Consider the following 25,223-nt stretch of genomic DNA (forward strand, 5'->3'; position numbering starts at 1 on the left):
ATTAATCCCCCTAACACTTACGCTTCTTGGCCGACAGTTTCGTCTTTGATACCTAACTCTTCTTTAATCCAGTCATAACCTTCAGACTCAAGGCGCTTCGCTAGCTCCGGTCCGCCAGATTTAACAACACGTCCCTGCATCATAACGTGTACTTTATCTGGAGTGATGTAGTTAAGCAGACGCTGATAGTGGGTAATGATTAAGCATCCGAACTCTTCCCCGCGCATCTTGTTGATACCTTTTGAAACGATTTTCAATGCATCGATGTCCAGGCCGGAGTCGATTTCATCAAGGATGGCAATCTTCGGTTGAAGCATCATCAATTGTAGAATCTCGTTACGTTTTTTCTCACCGCCAGAGAAACCTTCATTCAGGTAACGCTGTGCCATATCAGGATCCATTTCAAGTTCTTCCATGTTGGAATCCATTGTACGGATGAATTTCATAAGAGAGATTTCCTGTCCTTCATCACGACGGCTGTTGATCGCTGAACGCAAGAAGTCCGCATTTGTAACACCGCTGATTTCACTTGGATACTGCATTGCAAGGAAAAGACCTACTCTTGCACGCTCGTCTACTTCCATCTCAAGAACGTCTTCACCATCGAAAGTGATGCTGCCTTTTGTTACTTCATATTTAGGATGTCCCATGATTGCTGAAGATAGAGTGGATTTACCCGTTCCGTTTGGACCCATTACTGCATGGATTTCTCCACCTTTGATTTCAAGGTTTACACCTTTTAGTATTTCTTTACCTTCAATCTCAACATGAAGATCTTTAATTGTTAAAGTTGAACCTGCCATTATTATACCTCCGTGACTTTATAAGAAAGTTTGTTTTTAACCATTCTCAATTTATTCTCATTACAATCTTATAACAAATAAAAGCTATAAGCAACTGTTTGAGCAGAGTATAAAAGGATGAGAAAACACAATTTCTTTGACCGTTTATATTGTTAGCTTCCTATGCTTTAAACATGTACCATTATACATACGAGCGGCAAAGGACGTTGGGAATATTTTTAACTTCCCCCTACTCGAATAAGATTAACAAACAATTCCGAATCAGTAAACAGAACAATAGAGCATGCGTCCTGATTAGCCCTCAATAAGGCTGCCTTCCCTTTTAATCCTCGGGGCGGATTACATTCCAGGCGGTTCGCAACCTCGTGAGCTGAAGCTGGACGCGGATAGTACAGTTGTAAATTATCCCCAGATAAGTTTTAGGTGAATTTACTTAAACAACAAGAAAAACCAGTGTTTGAAACACTGGTTTTTCCCCGTTTTCTTCCTATTATATGTTAGCGTGTACTTTTCGATCCAAATCAGCAATCATTCTTCTGCTTTCAATGTATTCATTTTCTCTTCTCTTTTCCACTCGCATACGAACATCATGGTTCCTTTTATAGGTTTCATATCCAACTCCGTGGGCTCCTTGCATCGCCTTTTCCATTTCATTCGTATACTCCATATTCAGAGAGTCGTTGATAATGAATCATTCCTTTCAAGTTTTTAACTTCGTTTACAATGATACTACCCCGGTATTTTTAATTCAAAACCCGTATCGAATGATTACCAGTTTTTAACGGAGTTGACAGCTCTTTTTAAAAAGCTGATATCACTCCCTCTTATATTTTCACAATATTCCCACGATATACTTCCATTTTTAACTTATTTAACACGTTAAAGCACGAAAAGGGACTGTCCCTCTTCGCACGGTGAAGCGTTAATGCACTAAGAGGGACTGTCCCTCTTAGTGCGGTGATGTGCTAAAGAGGCAAAAAAAGCTGACAATCTCCGCTGTCAGCTTTAGGGAACTATTGCTTCAGTTGGTTTAATTCAACAATTGATTCCTGCACAAGTGTTACCGCCTGGCTCATTGCCGCTCCGCCGCCAAAAGCAGCCGTTACACCAACGGCTTCCAGGATTTCTTCTTCGGAGCAGCCTTGGTCGATGCAGCCTTTTGTATGGTAAATGATGCAGTATTCGTCCTGAGAATATAAACTGATTCCCAGTGCAATCAACTGCTTCTCTTTTTGAGAAAGAACTCCTTCTTTGAAACACTGTTCTGTAAAAGCATTATAGTGGTGTGCCAGCTCAGGCATTTTTTGTGTGAATAAACCTAACCCATGCTTATAGTGATGCAGGGCTGCTTCAGTTGAATTTCTAGCATCCATTTCCATTTGATCCAGCTCCATTCTGTTATTGAATCCAATTCAGAAATAGTATGAGCAAAAGGGGCTGAGTTTATGTTTAAAATGAAGTCTTTTTCTACTATTGAGGCTTGATTTAGGTCACTGTCGTATTGGCGGTTTATGGAGGGAATGGGCAGCATTCTTGAAAAGCGGGTCTTTTTGTAGAGGGCCTAGGTTAGTTCCTGTGCCTCTCTCAGACTAAACCAGCTCTCGTAATATCTCCTGGAACTTTACCACTACAGTTTTTTGCTATCTTATAATGGTATGTTTCCTTCGTTATCTTACAAAATTATAATTCGCTGCCTAAAAGGTGCGCTCATCCATGACAACCTAATAGTTTGCAGCCGGGAAGATCATGACGTGAATTAGTGACGTTACCCACCTCTAAGAAGAAAATCAAAAAAAAACAGCCCTTTCAAACAAAAGGACCGCTTTTTTCAAATAAATATTATTCTTTAACCGGAACAACTGCTCCGCCCCACTCTTCCAAGATGAAATTTTGAATTTCTTCTGAGCGAAGAACTTCAACCAGGGCTTTGACTGCTTCATTGTTTTCGTTGCCGCTGTTTACAGCAATTACGTTTACATATGGTGAATCTTTGTCTTCAATTGCGATCGAATCTTCAAGCGGGTTCAGCCCTGCATCAATTGCATAGTTAGAGTTGATCAGTACTGCGTCACCTTCTTCGTTTTCATACAATTGCGGAAGAAGAGCTGCTTCGTATTCGTAATCGAACTGAAGGTTTCGTGGGTTTTCAGCAATATCATCAAGTGTCGCAGCTGTTTTATCAACACCCTCTTTAAGAGTGATAAGGCCTTTTGCTTCTAGCAAAGTAAGGATTCGGCCGTGGTCTGCTACTGAGTTACTCATAAGGATTGTTGCACCTTCTGGAAGGTCTTCTAGAGAATCAAATTTTTTAGAGTATACACCCATTGGTTCGATATGAACCCCGCCAGCGTTCACAAAGTCATAACCATGATCAGCGATTTGTGACTCAAGGTATGGAATGTGCTGGAAGTAGTTTGCATCAATTTCACCGCTGTCCAAGTCTTTGTTAGGAAGGATATAATCCTGGTATGTTTCGATGTTTAGCTCGATACCTTGTTCTTCAAGGATTGGTTTTGCTTTTTCTAAAATTTCAGCATGGGGGATATTTGAAGCTCCCACCGTTAATTCTTTTGTTTCTTCTCCGGCACCGCCTTGGCTTCCTTCATCTGCTGTACCGCATGCTCCCAATGTAAAGATGCTTGCTGCTGTAAATAAACCTGCGATTAGTTTTTTCATCTTTTCTCCTTCTTTCCTTATAATATTTATCTTTTGTCGATCGTTTTTGTTAATACATCACCAATTAACTGGATGATAAAGACAATGATTAAAATGATTATTGTGGCTGCCAGGGTTACATCATCCCGGCTGCGCTGGAATCCATCCAGATAAGCCAGGTTCCCCAGACCGCCTGCTCCAATGACACCTGCCATGGCTGTAAAACCAACAAGGGCAATGGCTGTTACTGTGATACCGGATATGAGGGCAGGCATCGATTCAGGAAGCAGAACCTTCCAGATGATCGTCGATGTTTTCGCTCCCATTGATTTGGCTGCTTCAATGACTCCCTTGTTTACCTCCCTTAGGGCGATTTCCACCATTCTGGCATAGAAAGGTGCCGCTCCAATGATGAGGGCGGGAAGTGCTGCATTGGCTCCGCGAATCGTCCCGATAAGGAACTTTGTAAACGGGATTAAGAGCACAATCAGGATAATGAATGGAATTGAACGGAAGATATTTACGACCGCACTAGTCACCACATACACAGCCCGATTTTCCCATAGGTTGTTAGGAGATGTTAAAAACAATAAGAGACCTAGAATAATTCCAAGTACAAGTGTTATGGCAACTGACATCCCTGTCATATACAGGGTTTCCAGAGTCGCTTCCCACATTTTTTCCCAGTCAACGTTCGGAAAGAGAGTTTCAGTCATGATTCATCACCTCAATCCCAACCGTTTGTTTCTTCAAATACTCGACTGCCTTATCTTCTTCGGAACCTGTCAATTGCAGAAACAGTGTTCCATAGGAGCCTCCCTGGGTTTGCGAAATGCTTCCCTGCAGAATATTGGCGTTAATATCAAAATTCTTGATCAGACTTGTGATCAGAGGCTGCTCTGCTTGTTCACCAACAAAAGTGAGCTTGACAATCTTTCCATCCGGATAGTGCGAGAGAAGAGTTTCAATAGCTTCCTTCGTATTTCCTGTTTCTGAGACTTCACTCACGAAACGCTGGGTGATTTTTTGCTGAGGATTCTTAAACACTTCAAGTACATCCCCCAGTTCGACCACCTTACCGTTTTCCATAACCGCTACCCTGTGGCAGATCTTTTGGATCACTTTCATTTCATGGGTAATTAAGACAATTGTCAGTCCCAAGCGTTTATTAATGTCGACCAGCAAATCAAGGATGGAGTCAGTGGTTTCCGGATCAAGCGCCGAGGTGGCTTCATCACATAACAGCACCTTCGGATTATTGGCCAGTGCACGCGCAATCCCGACACGCTGTTTCTGCCCGCCGCTCAGCTGCGAAGGATACGCATCCTCTCTACCTTTTAATCCGACCAGTTCGATTAGCTCTTCGACTCTTCTATTGCGTTCCTCTTTTGGAACCTTCGTGATCTCGAGAGGAAACGCAATATTCTCTCTTACAGTTCTTGACCATAGCAGGTTGAAGTGCTGAAATATCATTGAGATTTCGTGGCGGGCGCTTCTCAGTTTTTGGCCTTTCACTTTCGAAACGATATGTCCATTGACATCAATCGTCCCTTCACTCGGAATTTCAAGTCCGTTCAGCATCCGGATCAACGTACTCTTTCCAGCACCACTGTATCCGATCACCCCAAAGATCTCACCATCATCTATCGTTAGATTCACATCATCAACCGCTGATATGGAACCTTTTTTGCTCTTAAAAATTTTACTTACATTTGAAATACTAATCATTTTACCTCACCTCTCCCTCACTAAACCTATAAGACTAGTAGGTTTTAGTGCCGTTGCTATAACATTGCTGTATTATTATTTACTATAGATAATTTCCTAAACATCATTATCTAGCCTTACAGGTTACTGAACAAACAAAAATACCTTCCTGCAATGAGCAGAAAGGCATGAAAATTTTCATTCACCTTTCTCTCATCTTTCAAAGCACTAAGCTTTGCGTGAATTGGCACCATTTCAACAATGTTGACGGTTGCCGGGCTTCGCAGGGCACATCCCTCCACCTCTCTCGATAAGAGCAAGAAAATCGCTTTATTCAATTAATCCTTTAGAGGATAAAAGTAATCATTACTTCTGAATGTGATTTTACATGGCTTTTTAAAAGCTGTCAATAACTTTTGTTAAAAAATTTCACCCTTAAATTACAACTGGGTCTGAATCATATAATCTGCATAAAGTTAAAACTGACTCTACAAATAATAACCCTCTGTAACTGCCTGTTATCTCTACTTCCCTTCTTTCGGAAAGAATCGAAAGCTTTTCTTTTCCACTGATCAGGACATTCATCAATTCAGGACTGCCTTCCACTGTGAAGTCTGACTGACCACTTTCTTCTTCTACCATGGAGAGCTCATTTTTCCCCAAGGAAATCATCTTTACCTCTAACCCGTTATCAAAAGCGACTCTAAACGGTCTTGCCGGCATCAATGCTTTTAAATGATATCTCATTTTGCATTCTTCAAGCATCCTTAAGATTTCTTTTTCCAATCGCTCATCCCCTTAGCCGTTGTGTGGTATTTGTATACTATTTCCACTTTCCAGGGAGAAATCCTTTTACAATTCATCGACAACTTCTGAAGGGGCAATGAGTGATAGTGTCGATTAGTGATTGCATCACGTATAACAGTAAAAATTTACCATTAGGTGTGTCGAATAACGTCAGCACTACAGCCGGAGTGCCTTTTTTAGTTGGATTACTAAATATTCATAAGTGACAACTTTTATTCTCTTCGGGGTATGTTTCCTTGGACCCGAATAGATTCAGATGGGTACAGCATCCTCAAGACGTGAGTCAAAAATTGCACAGACAAAAAAAACCGATTCCCTTAAACGGAATCAGCATTTGTCAGATGATTGAATTGTTCATGTAAGTAAGGAACCGACTGAAAGGCATAGATTTTATTCTGGAGGACCCCTTCATGAAAGAGCAGCATACAAGGTACACTTTCCACCGAGTATTGATCAGCCATGGAAGGAATATAATTTAAATCCGCCCGGATGAAATGAATATGCGGGAACATTTTTTCCGTTACATCCACCATCCTCCCCGCAACCATACACGTGCCGCACATAGGCGTGTAGAGATACAGGGCTGTATACTTCTTTTCATGAATTTCTCTCTGGATTTGCTCAACAGGTAAATGATTCTTCATTAACTAATTACGTCCTTCTTTCCAAAAATTCTGTATGAACATCAATGTTAGCCGCAATCAGGATGGAAGCAAGGTGATAATCCGGAGCGGCTGCCACTTCTTTGTACATTCTGTCTATATATAAGTGTTCTGCCTCGGGAAACTCCCGTTTGAACAGCTTTCGGAGCTTTTCTCCGCTTTCATCGGCATCGACAAGGATATAGACCTCCCGATTGAACAGCTCATCCACCAGTTCATCCAGTTTTGTTATACTGATGGTCCCATTTGTACATATGATCTCAACAGATTCTTTTACAATCTCTTTTACCTTTTTTCTATCCGAGGTCCCTTCAACAATTATGACTTTGTCTTCAATTGTCTCCATTAAATCATCTCATTTCAAAAACTTGGTAATTTAAAGGTAACGAACGCTTGTAGTTCTGATCATCACTCTATTTATAAGCATTGTTGCTCTATATAGTAAAGCTGATTTCCGCTCTGTGTTACAGCAACCATCTTTAAGAATACTCGTAGACACAACTGCTTGATGCGATTTAAAACAATTAATTTGCATACTGTTACTATTTTATTTTAAATACCCTTAGTGCAAGGGTCATCATATTTAACGAAATTTTCTTTCTTGTTATTCATTGTCTCGTTTTTAACCAGTGATTGCAAAGAAAAACTCTTTGACATTCTTTAAAAATGGCTGTATTAGTATAGATTGTTGCTATCGGAAAAATCCAAAGGCTTTTCTAACTGAACAAGGTGACTACTCTTTTCTTTCTTGTTTACCTGGATAAATTCTGAGAATTATCGCTGTATCTCCTGAACTTTATAACAAATAGCAACAAAGTTTTAGAAAAGAGCCTTCAAAACTTCAAAAAAGAATACAGAAAAAGAGTAGAATACTCTACCCTTTTTCAGCACCATCCACCTTCGTCACAATCTGTATAACGAGGTTCATCATCATCTGGAGTCATATAATTTTGAATGATTCTGCTTCCTGACGCTTCGAAGTTGGGTTCAAGCTGCAGCGTTTCAGCAGAAGTCGAAATATCCATTTTTCCTACCAGCTGGTCGTCAAGGAACAAGTGAAGTTGTCCTTCAACCAATTTTCCTGTGACACGCTGGGTTACATCCAGCTTTTTAGGCTTAAGCATCTCATCATCCCCTTGTGCGAGTATGTATTACTATCGTGCCCAAAAAGCAAAACAAAACCCTCCATAACAGCTGGAGGGTTTTGTAAAAAAAATTAGTCTTCGTTAATCATTTCATCATACTGCTCTGAAGTCATAAGTTTGTCCACTTCAGAAGCATCTGTAAGTTCAACGGTAACCATCCATGCATTTTCGTATGGAGATTCGTTTACAAATTCAGGGCTGTCATCCAGTTCAGTGTTTACTTCAACAACTTTTCCGCTGACCGGCGCGTATAGTTCAGAAACAGTCTTTACCGATTCTACGCTTCCGAAAGGTTCGCCAGCATTGATTTCATCGCCGACTTCAGGAAGTTCTACGAAAACGATATCCCCTAATTCTGATTGTGCGAAATCAGTGATTCCAATACGCACTTTTTCCCCTTCAACTTTTACCCACTCATGTTCTTCCGAATAACGAAGTTCTTTTGGTGTGCTCATTCCTATCCCTCCATTGCTATATTCAAATCAATATTGACATATTTTCTATCATAAAAGCAAGAAAACCTTACCATTTTTTTATTTCCATGTATCTTCATATGTCTCTTCTTTAAATCCCACCGTAACGCTGGATCCCTCTGCCGCAATCGGGCGTTTGATCAGCATGCCGTCGCTCGCCAGGATTTCGAGCAACTCTTCTTCAGGAGCATTGTTGACCTTATCTTTCAAACCTAATTCCCGATATTTTTTGCCGCTTGTATTGAAGAACTTTTTCAGCGGCAAACTGCTGTTTTCATAAAGGGACTTCAGCTCTTCCTTGGTTGGAGGATTTTCAACAATATGTATTTCGTTAAATTCCTTGCCGTTCTCTTCAAGCCATTGCTTTGCTTTTCGGCATGTGCTGCATTTGGGATATGAATAAAACAGGATTGTCATATTTTCACCACCTTTTCATCAGTATGATCTACTTAAACAATTCGACAATATCTCTTAGTATCCTGCAAAGCACCAAACGATATTTACGTTCCTATGTGCTTTACAGCCACCTCCCATTATATACGTTCTAAATATGACAGCCAATCGGAATGGCTGCCTTTTAGTGGAATCCGCTTATTAATAAAGGGGCTTACTATTGATGTCTATGCTTTCAGCCAATCATCAAAATGCGGGATAAGCCGTTGTTTTATCGGCGACTTTAGTTGCTTTATCGCCGGTTTCTATAACCCGCTTATCAACGATTCATGGAACATAGGCAACGTCCGATAAAAAGAGAAATCCAAAAAGCGGCCTTCCATGGAGAAGACCGCTTCCGGATCAATTACAGTACATATCGTTCTGCTTCAATAAGTTTTTCAGAAGCCTCACGTTTTACTGCGATGATGTTAAGTGGTGTGTAACGTGTAAACTTGCGCAGTGCAGACAGCATCATTCTTAACGAATCTCCCTGTTCGGCAGCCACCAATGTTTCTTTAGCATGTGCTTCAATTTCATTGAAGGCTTCCTGACAGAAGATCTGCGTGTATAATAGCTTTTGTTTTGATTTTTCCACACCGTCTTTAGCAATTGCTTTTTCCGTACGAAGGACAGCTGATTCCATTGCATAAGCATTCGAAATGATATCGGCGATGTTCACCAGGATTTCCTGCTCTTTTTCCAACGCCTTTCCGTATTTCTGTGCAGCAAGGCCGGCAATCAACAAGCCGATTTTCTTAGCATTTTTCACAAGATATTTTTCCTGTTCAAGGGGTGCATCGCCGACTTCTTCCGGCATAAGCATCATCAATTCTTCCTGAAGTGCCTGCGCTTTTTGGAATAAAGGTAATTCACCTTTCAATGCTTTGCGCACATACGTCCCAGGAACCAAGAGACGGTTGATTTCATTGGTTCCCTCAAAAATACGGTTGATACGGGAATCACGGTACATTCTTTCAATTTCATATTCCTGCATGAAGCCGTATCCTCCATGGATTTGGACACCTTCATCCACTATATAATCAAGTGTTTCTGTTGCGAATACCTTGTTCAAAGAACATTCGATTGCATATTCAGCGATGGATTTGGCGACTTCCGTACCGTTTTTGACCTCTTCGTCCGTCAACTTGCTCATGCGGTCTTCAAATAATCCAACTGTACGATAGACAGAGCTTTCAGTTGCATAGAGCTTTGCTGCCATTGTGGCAAACTTCTCTTTAGTCAGGTTGAAAGCAGAAATCGGCGTCTTGAACTGCTGGCGCTGGTTTGCGTATTTAATGGTGACATCCATCGCACGCTTGCTTCCGCCTACTGCACCTACTCCAAGCTTATAACGGCCGATATTCAGGATATTGAAGGCAATGATGTGTCCTTTTCCTGCTTCACCCAAAAGATTTTCAACCGGCACTTGTGCATCTTCAAGAATCAATGTGCGGGTTGAAGAACTCTTGATTCCCATTTTCTTTTCTTCTGCCCCTGTAGATACTCCAGGATATTCACGCTCTACGATGAATGCTGAAAACTGCTCTCCATCAATTTTTGCGTAAACGACGAATACATCGGCAAATCCGGCGTTTGTAATCCATTGCTTTTCACCGTTCAACACATAGTGAGTGCCTGCTTCATTCAGCTTGGCAGTCGTTCTTGCCCCTAGAGCATCAGATCCGGAACCCGGCTCAGTCAATGCATATGCAGCGATTTTCTCACCCGTGGCCAAGGCTGGAAGGTACTTTTGTTTTTGGTCTTCGTTACCGAATAACACGATTGGAAGAGAGCCGATCCCTACGTGTGCTCCGTGAGTGATTGAGAAACCACCGGCAGTGGACATTTTTTCAGCAATAAGAGCTGAGCTTACTTTATCAAGCCCGAGTCCGCCGTACTCTTCCGGAACGTCTGCTCCAAGAAGACCAAGTTCACCCGCTTCTTTCAGCAGCTTAACTGAACGGTCAAACTCATGGTTCTCAAGATGTTCCACTTGCGGAACAACTTCATTCACTACATAATCTTCTGTCGTTTTCGCAATCATTTTCTGTTCATCTGTAAAATCTTCCGGTGTAAACACATTTTCATAAGAAACGTCTTCTATAATGAAGCTTCCGCCTTTTACCAACTTATCCGTTTGATTTGTCATCTGTTTTTCCTCCCTTGTTTTTAAAACGCTGTACTCGTATAGATTGTTGCTAGCGGAAAAATCCACAGGACCGGATTTTCCCCTCGGGTATAAAGGCTTATCTAACTGAACACGGTGATTAGCTCTTTTCCTTCTTGTTTACCAGGATCATACCTGTTAAATATGGATATTCTCTTGATCTTCATAGTTAATAGCAACAAAGTTTTAGAAAAGAGCCTTTTTAAAAACACTTATCGCTATATTAAAAGGCCCGAGGTTGAGACCTTAAGAATTAACCAATCAGTTCAAACACACCGGCAGCGCCCATTCCTCCGCCGATACACATTGTCACGACACCAAATTGAACGTTTCGTCTCTTCATCTCATGGACTAAAGAGAGTGTCAGTTTCGTACCTGAGCAGCCAAGAGGATGGCCAAGCGCGATCGCGCCGCCGTTTACATTCACGATATCCTCATTGAGACCAAGCTGGCGGATGACCTGGATGGATTGCGATGCAAAGGCTTCATTTAATTCGAATAACCCAATGTCCTCCAGTTGCAGCCCAGCCATTTTCAGGGCTTTCGGAATCGCTTCGACAGGACCAACACCCATAATTTCAGGCGGCACTCCTGCCACTGCGAATGACCTAAATTTCGCCATCGGTGTCAGACCCAATGAGTTTGCTTTTTCACGGTCCATAACCATCACTGCAGCTGCTCCGTCACTTGTTTGAGAGGAGTTACCTGCTGTAACGGAACCTCTCACATTAAAGACAGGGCGCAATTTAGAGAGGACTTCCTGGTTCGTACCAGGTCTTACCCCTTCATCTGTTGTGAAAGTAATATTCTTTTCCACGACCTTGTTCTGATCATTCACCGAACGGCGAACTACATCGACAGGTACGATTTCATCCTGAAACCTTCCTTCTGCAATTGCTTTGGCTGCTTTCTCATGGCTTCTTACCGCGAAAGCATCCTGGTCTTCCCTTGAGATACCGAATTTCTTTGCTACTTCCTCTGCCGTATGTCCCATACTCATATAATACTGAGGGGCCGTTTCAGCCAATTTTGCATTCGGACGCACGACATGCCCCATCATTGGCACAAGGCTCATGGATTCCGCTCCGCCTGCAATAGCTGTATCCGAATGTCCAAGCATAATTTTTTCCGCTGCGTAGGCAATGGACTGCAGCCCCGAGGAACAATACCGGTTTATGGTGATGGCCGGGACATTATGTGGAAGTCCCGCCAATCCGCCGATATTTCTTGCCATGTTCAAGCCCTGTTCTGCTTCCGGCATGGCGCAGCCTATAATCAAATCATCTATATTTCCTTCATAATTTCCTGCTCTTTTAAGTGTTTCTTTTACAACCAGCGCCCCTAGATCATCAGGCCTGACGGTTGCCAGGGTCCCTTTGTTTGCTCTTCCGACCGGTGTACGGGCGCCGGCTACGATTACCGCTTCTCGCATGTTCTTCCCCCATTTCTCGTAAGTAGTGAATATATGATTAGTTACGCAGCGGCTTGCCTTTGACGAGCATGTGCTGCATACGCTGCTGTGATTTCGGCTGTGCGACAAGGCTCAGGAACGCTTCTCTCTCCAGGTCCAGCAAATACTGTTCATCGACTTCTGTACCGAACGGAAGCTTTCCTCCTGCAATCACATATGCCAGTTTTTTCGCTATCACCAGATCATGTTCAGAGATATATCCTGAGTGAAGCATGGCCTGCGCACCAAGGATCAGGGCCGCATAGCCCGTTTCCCCTACCACCGGGACTTTTTTGCGGACCGGAGGAGTGTAGCCGCTTTCACTTAAGGTCAAAGCTGCCTGTTTAGCATCATATAGAAGGTGGTCACCATTCACACTGACTCCATCCGAGTTGGACAGGAAGTTATTATCCCTGGCTTCGTCTCCTGAAGTTGAAACTTTTGCCATTGCAATTGTTTCAAATACTTTGTTAGCCACCTTTTGCAAATCAAAATCGATTCCCTCCGGCATCATATTAAGATGTCTGATATACAATTCCTTGTTTCCGCCTCCGCCCGGAATCAGACCGACACCCGCCTCAACGAGTCCCATGTAGGTTTCCATGGACGCTTGGATATGCGCTGCAGGAAGGCAAACTTCCGAACCGCCGCCAAGCGTCATAGAAAATGGAGCAGCTACGACAGGCTTTTTGCTGTATTTAATATTCATCATTGCTTGCTGGAAATGACGGACAACCATATCAATTTCAAAGATATTGTCATCCTGGGCTTCCATCAGAATCATCGCCAGGTTTGCTCCTACACAGAAGTTTTTGCCCTGGTTACCAATGACAAGTCCTTTATAATTTTTCTCTACTTCTTCAATAGAGAAATTGATCATTTGTACGATATCCAAACCGATTGAATTGTTCGGAGAGTGGAATTCAAGAAGGGCTATGCCATCCCCGATATCAATCAAGCTTGCACCAGAGTTCTTCTTAATCACTTTTCCTTGTTTCTTTAAAGTCTTCAAATCTATAACTTTAGGATTCCTTTCGATTTGCTTGTATCCACCGTTATGATAGGAGAACTTTTCACCGTTTTCTTCTTTATAAAAAGATGTATGTCCGGATTGGAGCATTTCTGTGATCCAGGAAGGAATCTCTCTGCCTTCTTCCTTCATTTTGCTGACAGACTTCTCCAGCCCGATGCTATCCCATGTTTCAAATGGTCCAAGCTCCCAGCCAAAGCCCCATTTCATCGCCTGATCAATTGAAACGATGTCATCCGCGATGGTACCAAGAAGTTCGGCAGAATAAAGAAGTACCGGTGAAAGGATATTCCAAAGGAAAGTTCCAGCTTTGTCCTCCGCATATACAAGCGCTTTCATTTTATTCGGAAGGCCCTTTTCCTGTTTGCTTAATTCAGTTGAAGCTGTTTTTAACTTCTTCCGAGGACCATATTCCAGAGTTTTTGTATCAAGCTCAAGGATTTCTTTGCCTTGTTTCAGGTAAAAGCCCTGGCCGCTCTTCGATCCAAGCCAGCCGTTCTCAAGCATTTTTTGCATGAAAGCAGGTATCTCAAATACTTTCTTTTCTTCACCTTCCACCTGGTCATAGACGTTTTTGGCTACATGTGCGAAAGTATCCAATCCTACTACATCCAGGGTACGGAAAGTAGCACTCTTTGGACGGCCGATAGCCGGACCCGTGATGGATTCGACTTCACCGACACTGATTTCGCTCTTCAGCATTTCCCGCAAAGTAATCAGCAGACCATAAGTGCCGATTCGGTTTGCAATGAAATTAGGTGTATCTTTTGCAAGCACCACACCTTTGCCAAGTACATCTTCCCCGAACGTTTTAATGAAAGAAAGGACTTCCGGGTCTGTCTTTTCCGTCGGAATGACTTCAAGCAGCTTCAGATATCGCGGCGGATTAAAGAAGTGAGTACCGAGGAAGTGTTTTTGGAAATCCTCCGAGCGTCCTTCTGACATCGCCTCGATAGAAATACCCGATGTATTGGAACTGATGATGCTCCCTTGTTTTCGATGTTTCTCCACCTGTTCGAAAACTTTTTTCTTAATGTCCAGGTTTTCAACGACCACTTCAATGATCCAATCACATTCACTCAGCTTTTCCATATCATCTTCAAAGTTGCCCGCCTCGATCAGTGAGAGGTTCTTCTTTGAGGTCAACGGTGCCGGCTTTTGCTTCAACAGCTTTTTCAGCGCACCTTCGCTCATGCGGTTTCGGACAGCTTTGTCTTCCAAAGTCAGCCCCTTTGCTTTTTCTTCTTCCGTTAATTCACGTGGTACTATATCCAGCAGCAAAGCAGGTATCCCGATATTCGCCAGGTGGGCTGCTATGCCGGACCCCATGACTCCTGACCCAAGTACTGCCGCTTTTTGAATTTTACGCGTCAATGTTTCTTCCTCCTTCTCACTTCTTGAATGAACACTCATTCATTTTTATTTCAAAAAAATTTACGAATGAGTTCTGTTATTTCTAATATATAAGATTTTCACTCAGACTTCAATATCTTAAAGTTTAAAAAATGATAAATTTTCTAAAAATAATCTTTTTCCGCCTTTAGGAAAATCTATAACTGGAGGTGATAAATATGGCAAAACATAAGAAAAACCCATCAAAAGCAGGTGTCAGTGCAGCAAGCGTGAAAGGCGATGCCGGCCCGACAGTTGAGTATGACGGCGGCGGGAAGGTGAACAGCCAGAACAACCAATACAAAAAGCAGTAACAACGGAAGGCTTTGTCAATAGACCATGGTAATGGCTGACTCTATTCTCTTGGGTGGGCCTCCAGACATGTTTATAGGTGGAGTGCCTGCTTTCTCAAGGCACTTTTGGACTCCGGATTCTTCTTGCATGGCCTTGAGGGGGATTTTCAAGACACTTTTGAGCTCCGGATCCTTCCTTCATGGCCTTGAGGAGATTTCTCAAGGCACTTTGGAGATCTAGATTCCTCTTTAATGGCCTTGAGGAGATTTCTCAAGGCACTTTTGGACTCCGGATCCTTCTTTCATGGCCTTGAGGAGATTTCTCAAGGCACTTTTGAGCTCTGGATCCTTCTTTCATGGCCTTGAGGAGATTTCTCAAGACACTTTTGAGCTCCGGATCCTTCTTTCATGGCCTTGAGGGAATTTCTCAAGACACTTTGGAGATCTAGATTCCTCTTTCATAGCCTTGAGGAGATTTCTCAAGACACTTTTGAGCTCCGAATCCTTCTTTCATGGCCTTGAGGGGATTTCTCAAGACACTTTGGAGATCTAGATTCCTCTTTCATAGCCTTGAGGGGATTTCTCAAGACACTTTGGAGATCTGACTCCTCTTTCTTGTCCTTGAGAGGGATTTCTCAAGACACATATAGAGTCCGAGTCCTTCTTTCCTGTCCATGAGTTAAGACATTTTTCAACATCAGTAGCAATAAAAAGACCGCTGCCAAATCCGGCAGCGGTCCCTTATATATATCTATTAATCTGGAATATTTTTAATTTACTTACTTAGCATCCCTTTCAGAACAAAGGCTACGTTAGCAGGTCTTTCAGCGAGGCGGCGCATGAAGTAACCGTACCAGTCCGTACCGTATGGAACATATACGCGCATTTTATATCCTTCTTTTGCCAGCTCCAGCTGTCTTTCAACCCGGATTCCATAAAGCATCTGGAATTCAAATTGATCATTAGGAATATTGTACTCTTCTACAATCTGCTTCGTATATTCAATCATTGCATCGTCATGGGTTGCCACAGCTGTGTAGTTTCCGTTCACAAGATGCATTTTAATAATTTTCTTGAAGTTTTCGTCAACATCTTTTTTGTCAGGGAAAGCAACCAAAGGCGACTCTTTGTAGGCGCCTTTCACAAGTCGAAGGTTTGGGGAATATTCATTCAATACTTCCATATCCTTCTCCGTCCTGAAAAGGTAAGCCTGGATGACAGTACCTACGTTATCAAATTCAGATTTAAGCCTTTTAAAGATATCAATCGTTTTGCCGCATCTGGAATAGTCCTCCATATCAATCGTTACAAAGACGCCATACTGCTGGGCTGCCTCCAGGATTCTCCTCATATTCCGCATAACGATTTCCTCAGACAAATCCAGTCCCATGGATGTCATTTTCAATGAAAGCTGCGAGTCAATCCGTTCCCGGCCGATTGCCTTGACAGCTTCGATGCACTGATCAGCCATTTCGTTCGCTTCTGCTTCGTTATCAATAAACTCACCAAGATAGTCGATTGTAACTGATAACCCTTGTTTGTTCAGACCCTTGATTGCTTCGACAGCGAGGTCAATGGATTCACCAGCGACAAATCGGGCAGCCCCAAAACGCAGGCCATATTTCTTCGCCACCTTCGTTAATGGCTTATTCTTTGATAAGAATAAAAAGAAGTTACGCATTACTTGTTCCATGTCATTTACCCCCTGTAACATTTGCTTCACTATGAAAGCGGTTTCTTATGAGTTAGTCTGGATGCCCGCAATCAAGTGGCTGAGGTCGTCAACCAGGACTATTTGCCCCTTAAATCGGTTCCATATTTAAATTTATATTATCACCTTTATCCGTTTTTGAATATAGTTCAAACATTTAAAAGAAAAAATTTTATCGCAATTTGTCAATTGGTGTATATGTGATGAAGTAAGAGGAACAATAACCTTGCAAAAATAAAGGAGGGAACACCTATGCAACAACAGCCAGGCAATCAGCAGCAGGGCGCTGTGCAGCAGCCCCCGCAGGTTTTAACGACCAAAGATTCCTTGTACTTAAATGATATGCTTACGTGGAACTTATTGGCAATGAAAAAAGCCCATTTTGCGGCCAGCCACTGTCAAGATCCAGAATTGAAGGCGGAACTCGATAAATGCGGCCAGATGCACCAGCGCCATTATGAGCAGATATTATCCCATTTGAATCAAGGCAGCTCCGGGCAAGCTCCGAAAACAATGTAGGAAGGAAGTGCATAAGAATGGACCAAAACCAATCCAAGAAAATCCAGAACCCTCAGACACAAGTGCCGGAAACTCCTCAAATGAATGACCGTGATTTAGTAAATGATATTCTGAGCATGGAAAAATATATGACTGACTCTTACTGTACGGCTTTAAATGAAGCAAGCCATGACGCTCTGTATAACGATTTACTGTCTATCTTCACCGAAACTCAAAACGCGCAGCGCAGCCTGTACAACAGCATGTTCAAAAAAGGCTGGTACAAACTCGAACAGGCTGATGCTCAAAAGCTTCAACAATCCTACCAGGAACATCAGCAATACTCTTCACAGTTTCCTTATAATAATGTACATTAAGTGCGCGGCGGGCCCCCATATTATGGGGCTTTTTTCGCTTACTTGAGTCCCTTGGCCGGCTGCATGTTCGGAGTGATCATATGCTGGCAAAGTAAAGCATTGAGACAATGGTTCATTTAAAATCATTACCACCTGCTGCTCAACTACTCCTATTCTTCCTTCAATTGAATTCCAGTACATCTCTGTGTTTTTTGCCCCTACCGATCTTCCTTTACCTCAATTCAGCCACGTCTTAAAAGTCTTGTTGATAGAACCCTAAAGTTGAGTTGTTAATAGCACTACAAAGAACTTGTTAATAGAACCACAATAGTTGTTAATAGCACAACAGAACTTGTTGATAGAACATAATAAAGACCGCTGACTCCCCCCACGCATCACATAAAAACAACCGGCTGATCTTTATTCAGCCGGCCGGTCTCATTTATCTTTCTTCGCTCTATGTTCTTCGTTCAGTTCTTTAATTTCCGAGATGATATTCTTGATCTCTTCTTTGGCTTCTGGAAACTCCGAATTCCAATGCTTGGCAAGAGGCGGCATGGATTTGGCAATGTAAGTATAGATCACCCATTTTGATACTTTCTCTTTCAATTCAGGGGACGTTTCACCCAATAGGAGCTCTGTATATTTATCGATCAATGCGTCAAATTGCCCGTCAAAGTCTCTCATTTCGTCACTCCTTTCAACTGTTTCACATTGCAGGTTTGCGGGCAGGTTTTACATCTGCTTCCTTCCCCATCAGTCAGTTGGTAGGAGAAACAGCAGGTCTTTCTGACCCTCAGCTCGCTGTCCTGCTCTGCGACATATTGTTTTTTGGAATAGTACCTTGCCAAGGGATTACGGCGGCTGGATCCAAACAATTCGGCATTCCCCTCATCAAGGAGCCACTTGAAATCCCCCTCCATTCTCGCGCGGACATGCTGAAGTTCTTTCTCTTCAATCAGCCCTTCATAGATCCAGAACATGTACACGGCAACGTTTTCCCATGCAATCATGGTGGAAAGGCCGGAAACTTTTTTCACCGTTTTCATAAGCGGGAACAGATGATTTCGAAACACTTCGACAGCCACTTCTTTCCTGACCTTCTCCCTCTCTTCAACAACCGGTTGTGCAGCCTGGTCTTCAAAGTAAAAGCCCGGCAGCCAAAGCCCATTCTTCTCTCCATCCGCCAGAAAGACATTCTCTGGAGACACATTCAGTTTTTTATTAAATGCTGAAAAGGAAAACAAGGAAATGACCGCCAAGAAAGCATAACGCTTGAACAATAAAGACGAGAGAACCTTTTTATCCGCGCTCCCAATTCTCCCGGAATAATCATGCAGGAAGGCTTCCAGTCCTTGAGGGTTCATAAGCCGCTTGGCTGAAGTCAGTTCCTTCACTTCCGGCCTCTCTGTTAGAAACCGGAATGCCTCGAGCCTTTTTTTCTCCTCTGCTGTCAAAGAGGCTTTGGTCATGTTATTTCAGCTACTTCTTTAATGATGCATCTCCCTCTGCCGTAAGGAATGCAAAGAGGTGTTCCGAATAACGGATCACTCGTCACTTGGCAGTCCATGTCAAAAACATTTTTCACAAGGTTGCAGCTGACCACTTCCTCAGGTTTCCCTTGCGCAAAGATCTTTTGATCACGGATGGCCACAATATTATGAGCATAACGGCAGGCCAGGTTTAAATCATGAAGTACCATGATGATTGTCCGCTCTTCTTTTTCGTTCAGTTCGAATAAGAGGTCCAGAATTTCGATCTGATGTGTCATATCAAGGTATGTTGTTGGCTCATCAAGAAGAATGATATCGGTATCCTGTGCCAATGTCAGGGCAATCCAGGCTCTCTGACGCTGTCCGCCTGAAAGCTCATCCACTCTTCTATGCTGAAACTCTTCCATTTTTGTGGCTCTAAGTGCATTTGTCACAATTTCCTCATCTTTTTGAGACCATTGCTTAAGCCAGGATTGGTGAGGATATCTTCCTTGTTTCACCAGTTGGAGCACCGTCAAGCCTTCGGGTGCAGTGGGTGACTGCGGAAGTATTGCTAATTTTTTGGCCACATCCTTGGTTGAAAGTTTAGCAATGGCACTTCCATCAATCAGGACGGATCCGGTTTGAGGCTTGAGCAATCTCGCAAGTGAACGAAGAAGCGTGGACTTCCCGCAGCCATTACCGCCTATAAAAACAGTGATTTCCCCTTTTGGGATCTCAAGGTCAAGCTCATTTATAATAATTCTGTCTCCATAACTTAATGTAAGGGATTCGGTTTGAAGAGATTGTGTCATCCTCGGATCATCTCCTTTTATTTAAACTACTGATTCTCATTTGATTATATATTGCTTTTTTAAAAGGCTCTTTTCTAAAACTCTGTTGCTATTCACTATGAGATTCAAGAGAAATAGCCATATTTCACAAGAATTTCCCCCGGTAAACAAGAAAGAAAAGAGCAATTCTTCCTGTTCAGTTAGATAAGCCCTTGTACCCGAGGGAAAAATCCGGGCCCTTTGGATTTTTCCGATAGCAACAATCTATACTAAAATAGCGTTTTAAAATATGTCTAAGCACTTTTTGTCTTAAATAGTAAATAGATGAAATACGGGGCACCAATAGCTGCTGTGAACACACCCGCCGGCACTTCCAGCGGCAGGAACAGTGTCCGGCCGATCAAATCAGCTACCATGACGAGCGTTCCGCCAAGCAGTGCCGCCATTGGAAGCAGTGCCCCAAAGGATGAACCGACAAGACGGCGGGCCATATGAGGCGCCATCAGGCCTACAAACCCGATTCCTCCTGCAAAAGCGACCGCACCGCCCACTAAAGCAGTTGCCAAAGCCAGCAAAATAATCCGCTGCCTTTGAATGTGGCTGCCTACTCCAGTCGCTATTTCTTCACCAAGTTCTTGAATATTCACGTTCCTCGCCAGGACAAAGGCGATCAATATCAGGATCACCGTCCAGGGGAACAGGATATAGACATCTTTCCAGTTCGATGCATTGACCGTGCCTGTGATCCATATATTCGCTTGGCTTGCCCTGAATATCGGCCCCAGAATCATCAGCATTGTCGTGACAGCCTGCATGAGTGCTGAAATCCCGATCCCGATCAGCACCAGACGGACCGGGGATACACCGTTCTTCCAGGCAAGAAAATAAACCAGGAATGCTACGACGGCAGCTCCCGCAAAGGCTGCAAGCGGAAGCCATTGAATGCTCACAGTCAGGGCGTTATTTTCATCACTGAAAAAAGCGAGGAATCCAACCACTGCCGCTCCGGCACCACCCGTTATCCCAATGATATCCGGAGAAGCCAGCGGATTTCGCACCATTCCCTGCAAAAGGGCACCCGCAATAGCGAGCGACATGCCGGCGAGAAGGGCGATGATGATTCTCGGCAGCCTGAACGATTTCACTACAAGCTGTTCAAGATCCGTTCCGCCTCCGAAGAATACACCCAACACAGTCCAGGGCTTGATGTTCATGTCGCCCAATCCAGTACTTACAATGAAAAGAAGTGTAGTAACCGCAAAATAGATAAAAATCTTTTTAACTGCTGACAAATCTATAAGGAATGAGAGCTTCTCTTTAAAAAAACGTTTGGCTATATATTGTTTCATCCGCTAAACCCCCTTTCGTGCAATATAAATGAAAAAGGGGACACCTATAGCGGCCGTCATGACACCAACAGGCACTTCTTGCGGCATAATGATATACCTGGCTCCGATATCAGCAGCAAGAAGCAGGATTCCTCCTGTCAAACCGGCAAAAGGCAGCAGCCACCGGTGGTCGGAGCCAATGACTTTTCTGGCGATATGGGGTACGACAATTCCAATAAAACCAATCGGACCTGCAACGGCTACCGATCCACCTGCCAAAAGGACGACGATGATCAGCGACACAAATTTTATCAGCCCAGTTTTCAGCCCCAGGCCTCTCGCTACATCTTCACCCATGGCCAAGACATTTAATTTATTCCCAATAAGAAGGGACAGGATCCAGCCGGCAAGAAGGTAAGGAAAAACCCCATATAGAATGCCCAGGCTCCTTCCCTGCACGGAACCGGCGAGCCAAAAAAGGACCTGTTCCAATGCCGCTTCGTTCAAGACGAGCAACCCCTGGGTAAAGGATGAAAATAATGCCGTGATGGCAGCCCCAGCTAAAGTGAGCTTCATTGGGGTCAAGCCTTCCCGCCCTGCCGATCCAATCATATAAACCGAAACAGCTGCCACTCCTGCTCCCAGGAATGAAAGCCACGTAAAGCTTTGCAGGCTGGATACTCCAAAGAGGGTGACAGCGATGACCACCATGAATCCTGCACCCGCATTGACTCCGAATATTCCCGGCGATGCCAGTGGATTCTTCGTCAATGTCTGCATCAATACACCTGCAATGGCGAGCGATGCCCCTACTGCAGCAGCAATGAGGGCACGCGGCAGCCGGACCGTCTGGATGACAAGATGCTCTGTCGAATCATTTCCGTTTGTAAATGCCTGGTAGGCCATCTTCCAGGTAGTATCCGTGTATCCATACACAATACTTATGCCGATAAACACAATAAATATCAATAATGCTGTTATTAGAGTCAAAGCCTGAATGCCGGATCTTCTCATATATATAACCCTTCTGTTAAACCATCGAATTAATTATTCTGATATTAACGCTTACTCCTCTTCCCATTTTAGAGAATATTAGAATTTGAGTCAATGACTATGAAAATCATTATCAATTAATCATTGACTTTGCAATCGCTATCTTCTAATATAGTGCATGGGTAAATGAAAATCATTATCAACTAAACAGGAGGAATTTTACATATGAGTACAAAGCGTTATTTACTATCCTTATTCATCCTTGCTTCCATTTTAGTTCTTGCAGCTTGTGGAACGAATAACTCCAACAGTGAAGGAGATTCATCTAACGAGGGAGATGAAAACGCAGCAGAAGAAACGAGCTATACTGTAGAGCATGCGATGGGAACGACAGAAATTGAAGGGGATCCAGAGCGTGTTGTGATCTTAACCAATGAAGGTACTGAAGCACTGCTTGCAATGGGAGTTAAACCGGTTGGGGCCGTTCAATCATGGATCGGTGACCCATGGTATGAGCATATTGCTGATGATATGACAGATGTGGAAGTAGTTGGAACTGAAAGTGAATTAAACATCGAGGCCATCGCTAAACTGCAGCCTGATTTGATCATCGGTAATAAAATGCGCCAGGAAGAACAGTATGACAAGTTGAAAGCAATTGCACCGACTGTCTTTGCAGAAACACTTCGCGGTAACTGGAAAGAAAATTTCGAGCTTTATTCAAAGGCTCTTAATAAAGAAGAAAAAGGACAGGAAGTGATCGCTGAGTACGACCACCGCATCGAAGACCTGAAAGCCGAACTTGGCGACAAATTGGACATGGAAGTGTCTATGGTACGCTTTATGCCTACAGATGTACGGATCTACCACAAAGATTCCTTCTCCGGTGTCATCCTTGATCAATTAGGATTTGCGCGCCCTGAAGGCCAGGACGTCGATGACTTTGCAGAAAAAGGTGTGACCAAAGAACGCATCCCTGCGATGGATGGGGATATCCTGTTCTACTTCGCTTATGAGACTGGAGACGGGGAAGCAAATAAAGTTGCTGAAGAATGGGTGAATGATCCATTATTCCAAAAACTTGATGTTGCTCAAGCAGGCAATGTTCATGAAGTTAGTGATCCTGTCTGGAATACTGCCGGCGGAGTTATCGCTGCGAACTTGATGCTTGATGATATTGAAAAGTACTTTTTAGAACAATAATCGTTAAAAGTCTGCCACCCTGGCAGGCTTTTTTTGTAGCCTCTTTTCTAAAACTTTGTTGCTATTCAATAGGAAGTTAAGAAATATACCCATAAATTCCTGGAAATTATCCTGGTAAGCAAGAAAGAAAAGAGCTAATTACCCTTTTCAGTTAGACAAGCCCTTGTACCCGAGGGAAAAATCCAGCACTTTGGATTTTCCCCAAGCAACAATCTATACGAATACAGCCTTTTTCTATGCTTGTATTCTCGCTTCCCCGCTTTCCCCACTTTTTTCATAAAACCCCGAAAACAGGAAACACTACCATAAGAGTAATTATAAAAGTGGTGAATCCAATGTTTTCTATATTCAGCCGAAAAAAAGGCATCAATAAGAATAAAAAGAAAAAAACGCAGGAATCTTTCGAGAAACTTGCAAGAAAGTCAACCGATTATAAAGAGATCTTTTACTACAATCAGCATACTAATCTCCGTTTTGGTTTGAACTTTCTTTCAACACTGGTGGATGAAGACATACTGCAAAAAGATGTCCTCCCCTCCCTGCTCGGAAAGCATTTTGAAACGCTGGATGATGTAAAAAAGCTTGCTCCCGTGATCGATATCCAGTTGTCCGATGATGAAAGCCAAATCGAACAAAAGCTTATGAATGGGTACGTCTTGTTAAAAACCGAAGACCAAAAAGCTAGATTTGCTTTTATTGCCGCTCAAAAAGAAGTCGTCAGGCAAGTATCGCAGCCTGAAGTCGAATTCAGTGTTGTCGGACCGAAGGAAGCTTTTGTGGAATCCATAGACCAGAATTTGAACATGCTTCGTAAGAGGATCCCTGTTAAGGAATTGATTATTGAAGACTTTGTCATTGGAAGGGTAACACATACAAAAACATGTTTGCTGTATATCGATGGACTGGCCGACCAGGATAATGTGCAGACAATGAGACAGCGCCTGAAAGCACTCGACTTCGACCAGATCAATGACAGTTCTTTTATCGAGCAGATGGTGGCGGATAACGCCAATTCTCCCTTCCCTCAGCTTCTGGATACAGAACGGCCTGACAGGGCAGCTTCCGTTCTGGTTGAAGGCAAAGTGGTTGTCCTGGCCGATGGTTCTCCCCACGCCCTTCTGGGTCCCACTACATTAGTGGAGTTTTTCAGCGCGTATGAAGATTATTTTTTAAACTATATAGTCGCTTCCTTCTTCAGGCTGGTGCGGGTGTTTGCGGTTGCCTTCTCCATCCTGATTACACCGATTTATGTAGCGGCACTGACTTATCATTATGAACTGATTCCGAAAGACCTGATGGCGACCCTGATCACCTCCCGCCAGGAAATTCCGCTTCCCCCTATACTGGAAGCGCTGTTCCTTGAGCTGACGATCGAGCTCCTCCGGGAAGCAGGAGCCCGTCTGCCGACCAAGGTCGGCCAGACGATCGGTATCGTGGGCGGTATTGTTATTGGGACAGCATCGGTTGAAGCTGGATTGACTAGTAACGTCCTATTGATATTGGTGGCCTTGGCAGCACTGGCTTCCTTTACGACCCCGGTTTATAAAATGGGTAACACCATCCGGATCCTGCGTTTTCCTTTCATGTTGTTTGCCCAGCTGTGGGGCTTACTGGGCATCGTATTCTGCTTTTGTATCCTGATGACCCACCTTATCCGCTTAACATCACTGGGAAGACCATTCTTGGAGCCATTATACCCACCAAGGCTGTACGACCTGAAGGACGCAATCATACGCTTCCCTTTCCACGCTCAGAGCAAGCGGCCTGAATTTATGCGCACAAAAAAGCCGCGCAGATTCAATCCGACAGAAGGGCAGAAGAAGCTTGATATCGACGAATAGATGGCGGA

The 25,223-nt window shown here is 43.3% G+C and carries 26 protein-coding genes and 1 riboswitch; of the genes, 5 read left to right on the forward strand and 21 right to left on the reverse strand.

All coding sequences use genetic code 11. The annotated features are described in order from the left end of the window. Positions 1–17: 17 nt before the first annotated feature. The 15 genes from sufC to V1502_RS17570 all read right to left on the reverse strand — a co-directional run bounded on the left by sufC (position 18) and on the right by V1502_RS17570 (position 14,708). Positions 18–803 (reverse strand): Fe-S cluster assembly ATPase SufC, encoded by a 786-nt coding sequence (sufC, locus tag V1502_RS17500; RefSeq protein WP_409251878.1) that lies wholly within the window; start codon positions 801–803, stop codon positions 18–20. A 490-nt stretch (positions 804–1,293) separates the two neighbouring features. Then, positions 1,294–1,452, reverse strand: a complete 159-nt coding sequence (locus tag V1502_RS17505) for a hypothetical protein (protein WP_409251879.1) — start codon at positions 1,450–1,452, stop codon at positions 1,294–1,296. A gap of 364 nt (positions 1,453–1,816) precedes the next feature. Continuing rightward, positions 1,817–2,182, reverse strand: coding sequence for a carboxymuconolactone decarboxylase family protein (locus tag V1502_RS17510; RefSeq protein ID WP_409251880.1), 366 nt, complete (start codon positions 2,180–2,182; stop codon positions 1,817–1,819). A 460-nt stretch (positions 2,183–2,642) separates the two neighbouring features. Next, positions 2,643–3,479, reverse strand: a complete 837-nt coding sequence (locus V1502_RS17515; RefSeq protein WP_409251881.1) for a MetQ/NlpA family ABC transporter substrate-binding protein — start codon at positions 3,477–3,479, stop codon at positions 2,643–2,645. A 26-nt stretch (positions 3,480–3,505) separates the two neighbouring features. After that, complete coding sequence (locus V1502_RS17520) at positions 3,506–4,174, reverse strand: methionine ABC transporter permease (RefSeq protein WP_409251882.1); 669 nt, start codon at positions 4,172–4,174, stop codon at positions 3,506–3,508. Beyond that, on the reverse strand, positions 4,167–5,186 hold the full coding sequence (locus V1502_RS17525; protein ID WP_409251883.1) for a methionine ABC transporter ATP-binding protein: 1,020 nt from the start codon (positions 5,184–5,186) through the stop codon (positions 4,167–4,169). The genes V1502_RS17520 and V1502_RS17525 overlap by 8 nt, the downstream gene beginning before the upstream one ends. A 189-nt stretch (positions 5,187–5,375) precedes the next feature. Then, positions 5,376–5,482, reverse strand: a riboswitch (SAM riboswitch). Between the two features lie 118 nt (positions 5,483–5,600). Then, entirely contained in the window at positions 5,601–5,951 is a 351-nt protein-coding gene (locus tag V1502_RS17530) for a hypothetical protein (protein ID WP_409251884.1), read from the reverse strand. Between the two features lie 338 nt (positions 5,952–6,289). After that, entirely contained in the window at positions 6,290–6,616 is a 327-nt protein-coding gene (locus V1502_RS17535) for a thioredoxin family protein (protein WP_409251885.1), read from the reverse strand. Positions 6,617–6,623: 7 nt separating this feature from the next. Further along, entirely contained in the window at positions 6,624–6,980 is a 357-nt protein-coding gene (locus V1502_RS17540; protein WP_409251886.1) for a toprim domain-containing protein, read from the reverse strand. Positions 6,981–7,518: 538 nt separating this feature from the next. After that, entirely contained in the window at positions 7,519–7,758 is a 240-nt protein-coding gene (locus V1502_RS17545) for a DUF2553 family protein (protein WP_409251887.1), read from the reverse strand. A gap of 92 nt (positions 7,759–7,850) precedes the next feature. Next, entirely contained in the window at positions 7,851–8,234 is a 384-nt protein-coding gene (gcvH, locus tag V1502_RS17550; RefSeq protein WP_409251888.1) for a glycine cleavage system protein GcvH, read from the reverse strand. 78 nt (positions 8,235–8,312) lie between these two features. Then, positions 8,313–8,669 carry an arsenate reductase family protein gene (locus V1502_RS17555; protein ID WP_409251889.1) on the reverse strand — a complete coding sequence of 119 codons (357 nt, stop codon included), beginning with the start codon at positions 8,667–8,669 and terminating at the stop codon, positions 8,313–8,315. Between the two features lie 382 nt (positions 8,670–9,051). After that, on the reverse strand, positions 9,052–10,836 hold the full coding sequence (locus V1502_RS17560; protein ID WP_409251890.1) for an acyl-CoA dehydrogenase family protein: 1,785 nt from the start codon (positions 10,834–10,836) through the stop codon (positions 9,052–9,054). Between the two features lie 271 nt (positions 10,837–11,107). Continuing rightward, positions 11,108–12,286 carry an acetyl-CoA C-acetyltransferase gene (locus tag V1502_RS17565; protein WP_409251891.1) on the reverse strand — a complete coding sequence of 393 codons (1,179 nt, stop codon included), beginning with the start codon at positions 12,284–12,286 and terminating at the stop codon, positions 11,108–11,110. 37 nt (positions 12,287–12,323) lie between these two features. Next, entirely contained in the window at positions 12,324–14,708 is a 2,385-nt protein-coding gene (locus tag V1502_RS17570) for a 3-hydroxyacyl-CoA dehydrogenase NAD-binding domain-containing protein (RefSeq protein WP_409251892.1), read from the reverse strand. Positions 14,709–14,905: 197 nt separating this feature from the next. Between V1502_RS17570 and V1502_RS17575 the strand changes: the two genes are divergently transcribed. Next, positions 14,906–15,040: a YuzL family protein gene (locus V1502_RS17575; RefSeq protein ID WP_409251893.1), complete on the forward strand. Its 135-nt coding sequence runs from the start codon at positions 14,906–14,908 to the stop codon at positions 15,038–15,040. Between the two features lie 754 nt (positions 15,041–15,794). Here the strand turns inward: V1502_RS17575 and V1502_RS17580 are convergent. Beyond that, entirely contained in the window at positions 15,795–16,712 is a 918-nt protein-coding gene (locus V1502_RS17580; RefSeq protein WP_409251894.1) for a proline dehydrogenase family protein, read from the reverse strand. A gap of 270 nt (positions 16,713–16,982) precedes the next feature. On the opposite strand from V1502_RS17580, the gene V1502_RS17585 reads away from it, so the two are divergent. Together V1502_RS17585 and V1502_RS17590 are read left to right on the forward strand one after the other, a co-directional pair. Next, positions 16,983–17,249, forward strand: coding sequence for a hypothetical protein (locus tag V1502_RS17585; protein WP_409251895.1), 267 nt, complete (start codon positions 16,983–16,985; stop codon positions 17,247–17,249). Positions 17,250–17,266: 17 nt separating this feature from the next. After that, the gene (locus V1502_RS17590) at positions 17,267–17,605 is read left to right on the forward strand and encodes a spore coat protein (RefSeq protein WP_409251896.1); all 339 of its coding nucleotides are present in this window, start codon (positions 17,267–17,269) and stop codon (positions 17,603–17,605) included. 417 nt (positions 17,606–18,022) lie between these two features. On the opposite strand, the gene V1502_RS17595 is transcribed toward V1502_RS17590, so the two are convergent. From V1502_RS17595 to V1502_RS17615, 5 genes are all read right to left on the reverse strand, one after another. Beyond that, a complete protein-coding gene (locus V1502_RS17595; protein ID WP_409251897.1) occupies positions 18,023–18,271 on the reverse strand; it encodes a YusU family protein in 249 nt (82 codons plus the stop codon). Further along, positions 18,268–19,056, reverse strand: a complete 789-nt coding sequence (locus V1502_RS17600) for an IucA/IucC family C-terminal-domain containing protein (RefSeq protein WP_409251898.1) — start codon at positions 19,054–19,056, stop codon at positions 18,268–18,270. Before V1502_RS17600 ends, V1502_RS17595 begins: the two co-directional genes overlap by 4 nt. Continuing rightward, entirely contained in the window at positions 19,053–19,871 is an 819-nt protein-coding gene (locus tag V1502_RS17605; RefSeq protein WP_409251899.1) for an ABC transporter ATP-binding protein, read from the reverse strand. Before V1502_RS17605 ends, V1502_RS17600 begins: the two co-directional genes overlap by 4 nt. Positions 19,872–20,143: 272 nt before the next feature. After that, on the reverse strand, positions 20,144–21,199 hold the full coding sequence (locus V1502_RS17610; RefSeq protein WP_409251900.1) for a FecCD family ABC transporter permease: 1,056 nt from the start codon (positions 21,197–21,199) through the stop codon (positions 20,144–20,146). A gap of 3 nt (positions 21,200–21,202) precedes the next feature. Beyond that, positions 21,203–22,198, reverse strand: a complete 996-nt coding sequence (locus tag V1502_RS17615; protein ID WP_409254384.1) for a FecCD family ABC transporter permease — start codon at positions 22,196–22,198, stop codon at positions 21,203–21,205. A 198-nt stretch (positions 22,199–22,396) separates the two neighbouring features. Here V1502_RS17615 and V1502_RS17620 point away from each other — a divergent pair, with 198 nt between their 5' ends. Together V1502_RS17620 and V1502_RS17625 are read left to right on the forward strand one after the other, a co-directional pair. After that, the gene (locus tag V1502_RS17620; RefSeq protein ID WP_409251901.1) at positions 22,397–23,374 is read left to right on the forward strand and encodes an ABC transporter substrate-binding protein; all 978 of its coding nucleotides are present in this window, start codon (positions 22,397–22,399) and stop codon (positions 23,372–23,374) included. A gap of 335 nt (positions 23,375–23,709) precedes the next feature. Further along, positions 23,710–25,215: a spore germination protein gene (locus tag V1502_RS17625; RefSeq protein WP_409251902.1), complete on the forward strand. Its 1,506-nt coding sequence runs from the start codon at positions 23,710–23,712 to the stop codon at positions 25,213–25,215. Positions 25,216–25,223: the final 8 nt, after the last annotated feature.

The organism is Rossellomorea sedimentorum, assembly GCF_046237645.1.
Taxonomy (GTDB): domain Bacteria; phylum Bacillota; class Bacilli; order Bacillales; family Bacillaceae_B; genus Rossellomorea; species Rossellomorea sedimentorum.

What these genes read in the sequence shown, in the direction of transcription:
- sufC (WP_409251878.1), bottom strand. Translation starts at nt 803, where the DNA reads ATGGCAGGTTCAACTTTAACAATTAAAGATCTTCATGTTGAGATTGAA.
- V1502_RS17505 (WP_409251879.1), bottom strand. Translation starts at nt 1,452, where the DNA reads ATGGAAAAGGCGATGCAAGGAGCCCACGGAGTTGGATATGAAACCTAT.
- V1502_RS17510 (WP_409251880.1), bottom strand. Translation starts at nt 2,182, where the DNA reads ATGGAAATGGATGCTAGAAATTCAACTGAAGCAGCCCTGCATCACTAT.
- V1502_RS17515 (WP_409251881.1), bottom strand. Translation starts at nt 3,479, where the DNA reads ATGAAAAAACTAATCGCAGGTTTATTTACAGCAGCAAGCATCTTTACA.
- V1502_RS17520 (WP_409251882.1), bottom strand. Translation starts at nt 4,174, where the DNA reads ATGACTGAAACTCTCTTTCCGAACGTTGACTGGGAAAAAATGTGGGAA.
- V1502_RS17525 (WP_409251883.1), bottom strand. Translation starts at nt 5,186, where the DNA reads ATGATTAGTATTTCAAATGTAAGTAAAATTTTTAAGAGCAAAAAAGGT.
- V1502_RS17535 (WP_409251885.1), bottom strand. Translation starts at nt 6,616, where the DNA reads ATGAAGAATCATTTACCTGTTGAGCAAATCCAGAGAGAAATTCATGAA.
- V1502_RS17540 (WP_409251886.1), bottom strand. Translation starts at nt 6,980, where the DNA reads ATGGAGACAATTGAAGACAAAGTCATAATTGTTGAAGGGACCTCGGAT.
- V1502_RS17545 (WP_409251887.1), bottom strand. Translation starts at nt 7,758, where the DNA reads ATGCTTAAGCCTAAAAAGCTGGATGTAACCCAGCGTGTCACAGGAAAA.
- gcvH (WP_409251888.1), bottom strand. Translation starts at nt 8,234, where the DNA reads ATGAGCACACCAAAAGAACTTCGTTATTCGGAAGAACATGAGTGGGTA.
- V1502_RS17555 (WP_409251889.1), bottom strand. Translation starts at nt 8,669, where the DNA reads ATGACAATCCTGTTTTATTCATATCCCAAATGCAGCACATGCCGAAAA.
- V1502_RS17560 (WP_409251890.1), bottom strand. Translation starts at nt 10,836, where the DNA reads ATGACAAATCAAACGGATAAGTTGGTAAAAGGCGGAAGCTTCATTATA.
- V1502_RS17565 (WP_409251891.1), bottom strand. Translation starts at nt 12,286, where the DNA reads ATGCGAGAAGCGGTAATCGTAGCCGGCGCCCGTACACCGGTCGGAAGA.
- V1502_RS17575 (WP_409251893.1), top strand. Translation starts at nt 14,906, where the DNA reads ATGGCAAAACATAAGAAAAACCCATCAAAAGCAGGTGTCAGTGCAGCA.
- V1502_RS17580 (WP_409251894.1), bottom strand. Translation starts at nt 16,712, where the DNA reads ATGGAACAAGTAATGCGTAACTTCTTTTTATTCTTATCAAAGAATAAG.
- V1502_RS17585 (WP_409251895.1), top strand. Translation starts at nt 16,983, where the DNA reads ATGCAACAACAGCCAGGCAATCAGCAGCAGGGCGCTGTGCAGCAGCCC.
- V1502_RS17590 (WP_409251896.1), top strand. Translation starts at nt 17,267, where the DNA reads ATGGACCAAAACCAATCCAAGAAAATCCAGAACCCTCAGACACAAGTG.
- V1502_RS17595 (WP_409251897.1), bottom strand. Translation starts at nt 18,271, where the DNA reads ATGAGAGACTTTGACGGGCAATTTGACGCATTGATCGATAAATATACA.
- V1502_RS17600 (WP_409251898.1), bottom strand. Translation starts at nt 19,056, where the DNA reads ATGACCAAAGCCTCTTTGACAGCAGAGGAGAAAAAAAGGCTCGAGGCA.
- V1502_RS17605 (WP_409251899.1), bottom strand. Translation starts at nt 19,871, where the DNA reads ATGACACAATCTCTTCAAACCGAATCCCTTACATTAAGTTATGGAGAC.
- V1502_RS17610 (WP_409251900.1), bottom strand. Translation starts at nt 21,199, where the DNA reads ATGAAACAATATATAGCCAAACGTTTTTTTAAAGAGAAGCTCTCATTC.
- V1502_RS17620 (WP_409251901.1), top strand. Translation starts at nt 22,397, where the DNA reads ATGAGTACAAAGCGTTATTTACTATCCTTATTCATCCTTGCTTCCATT.
- V1502_RS17625 (WP_409251902.1), top strand. Translation starts at nt 23,710, where the DNA reads ATGTTTTCTATATTCAGCCGAAAAAAAGGCATCAATAAGAATAAAAAG.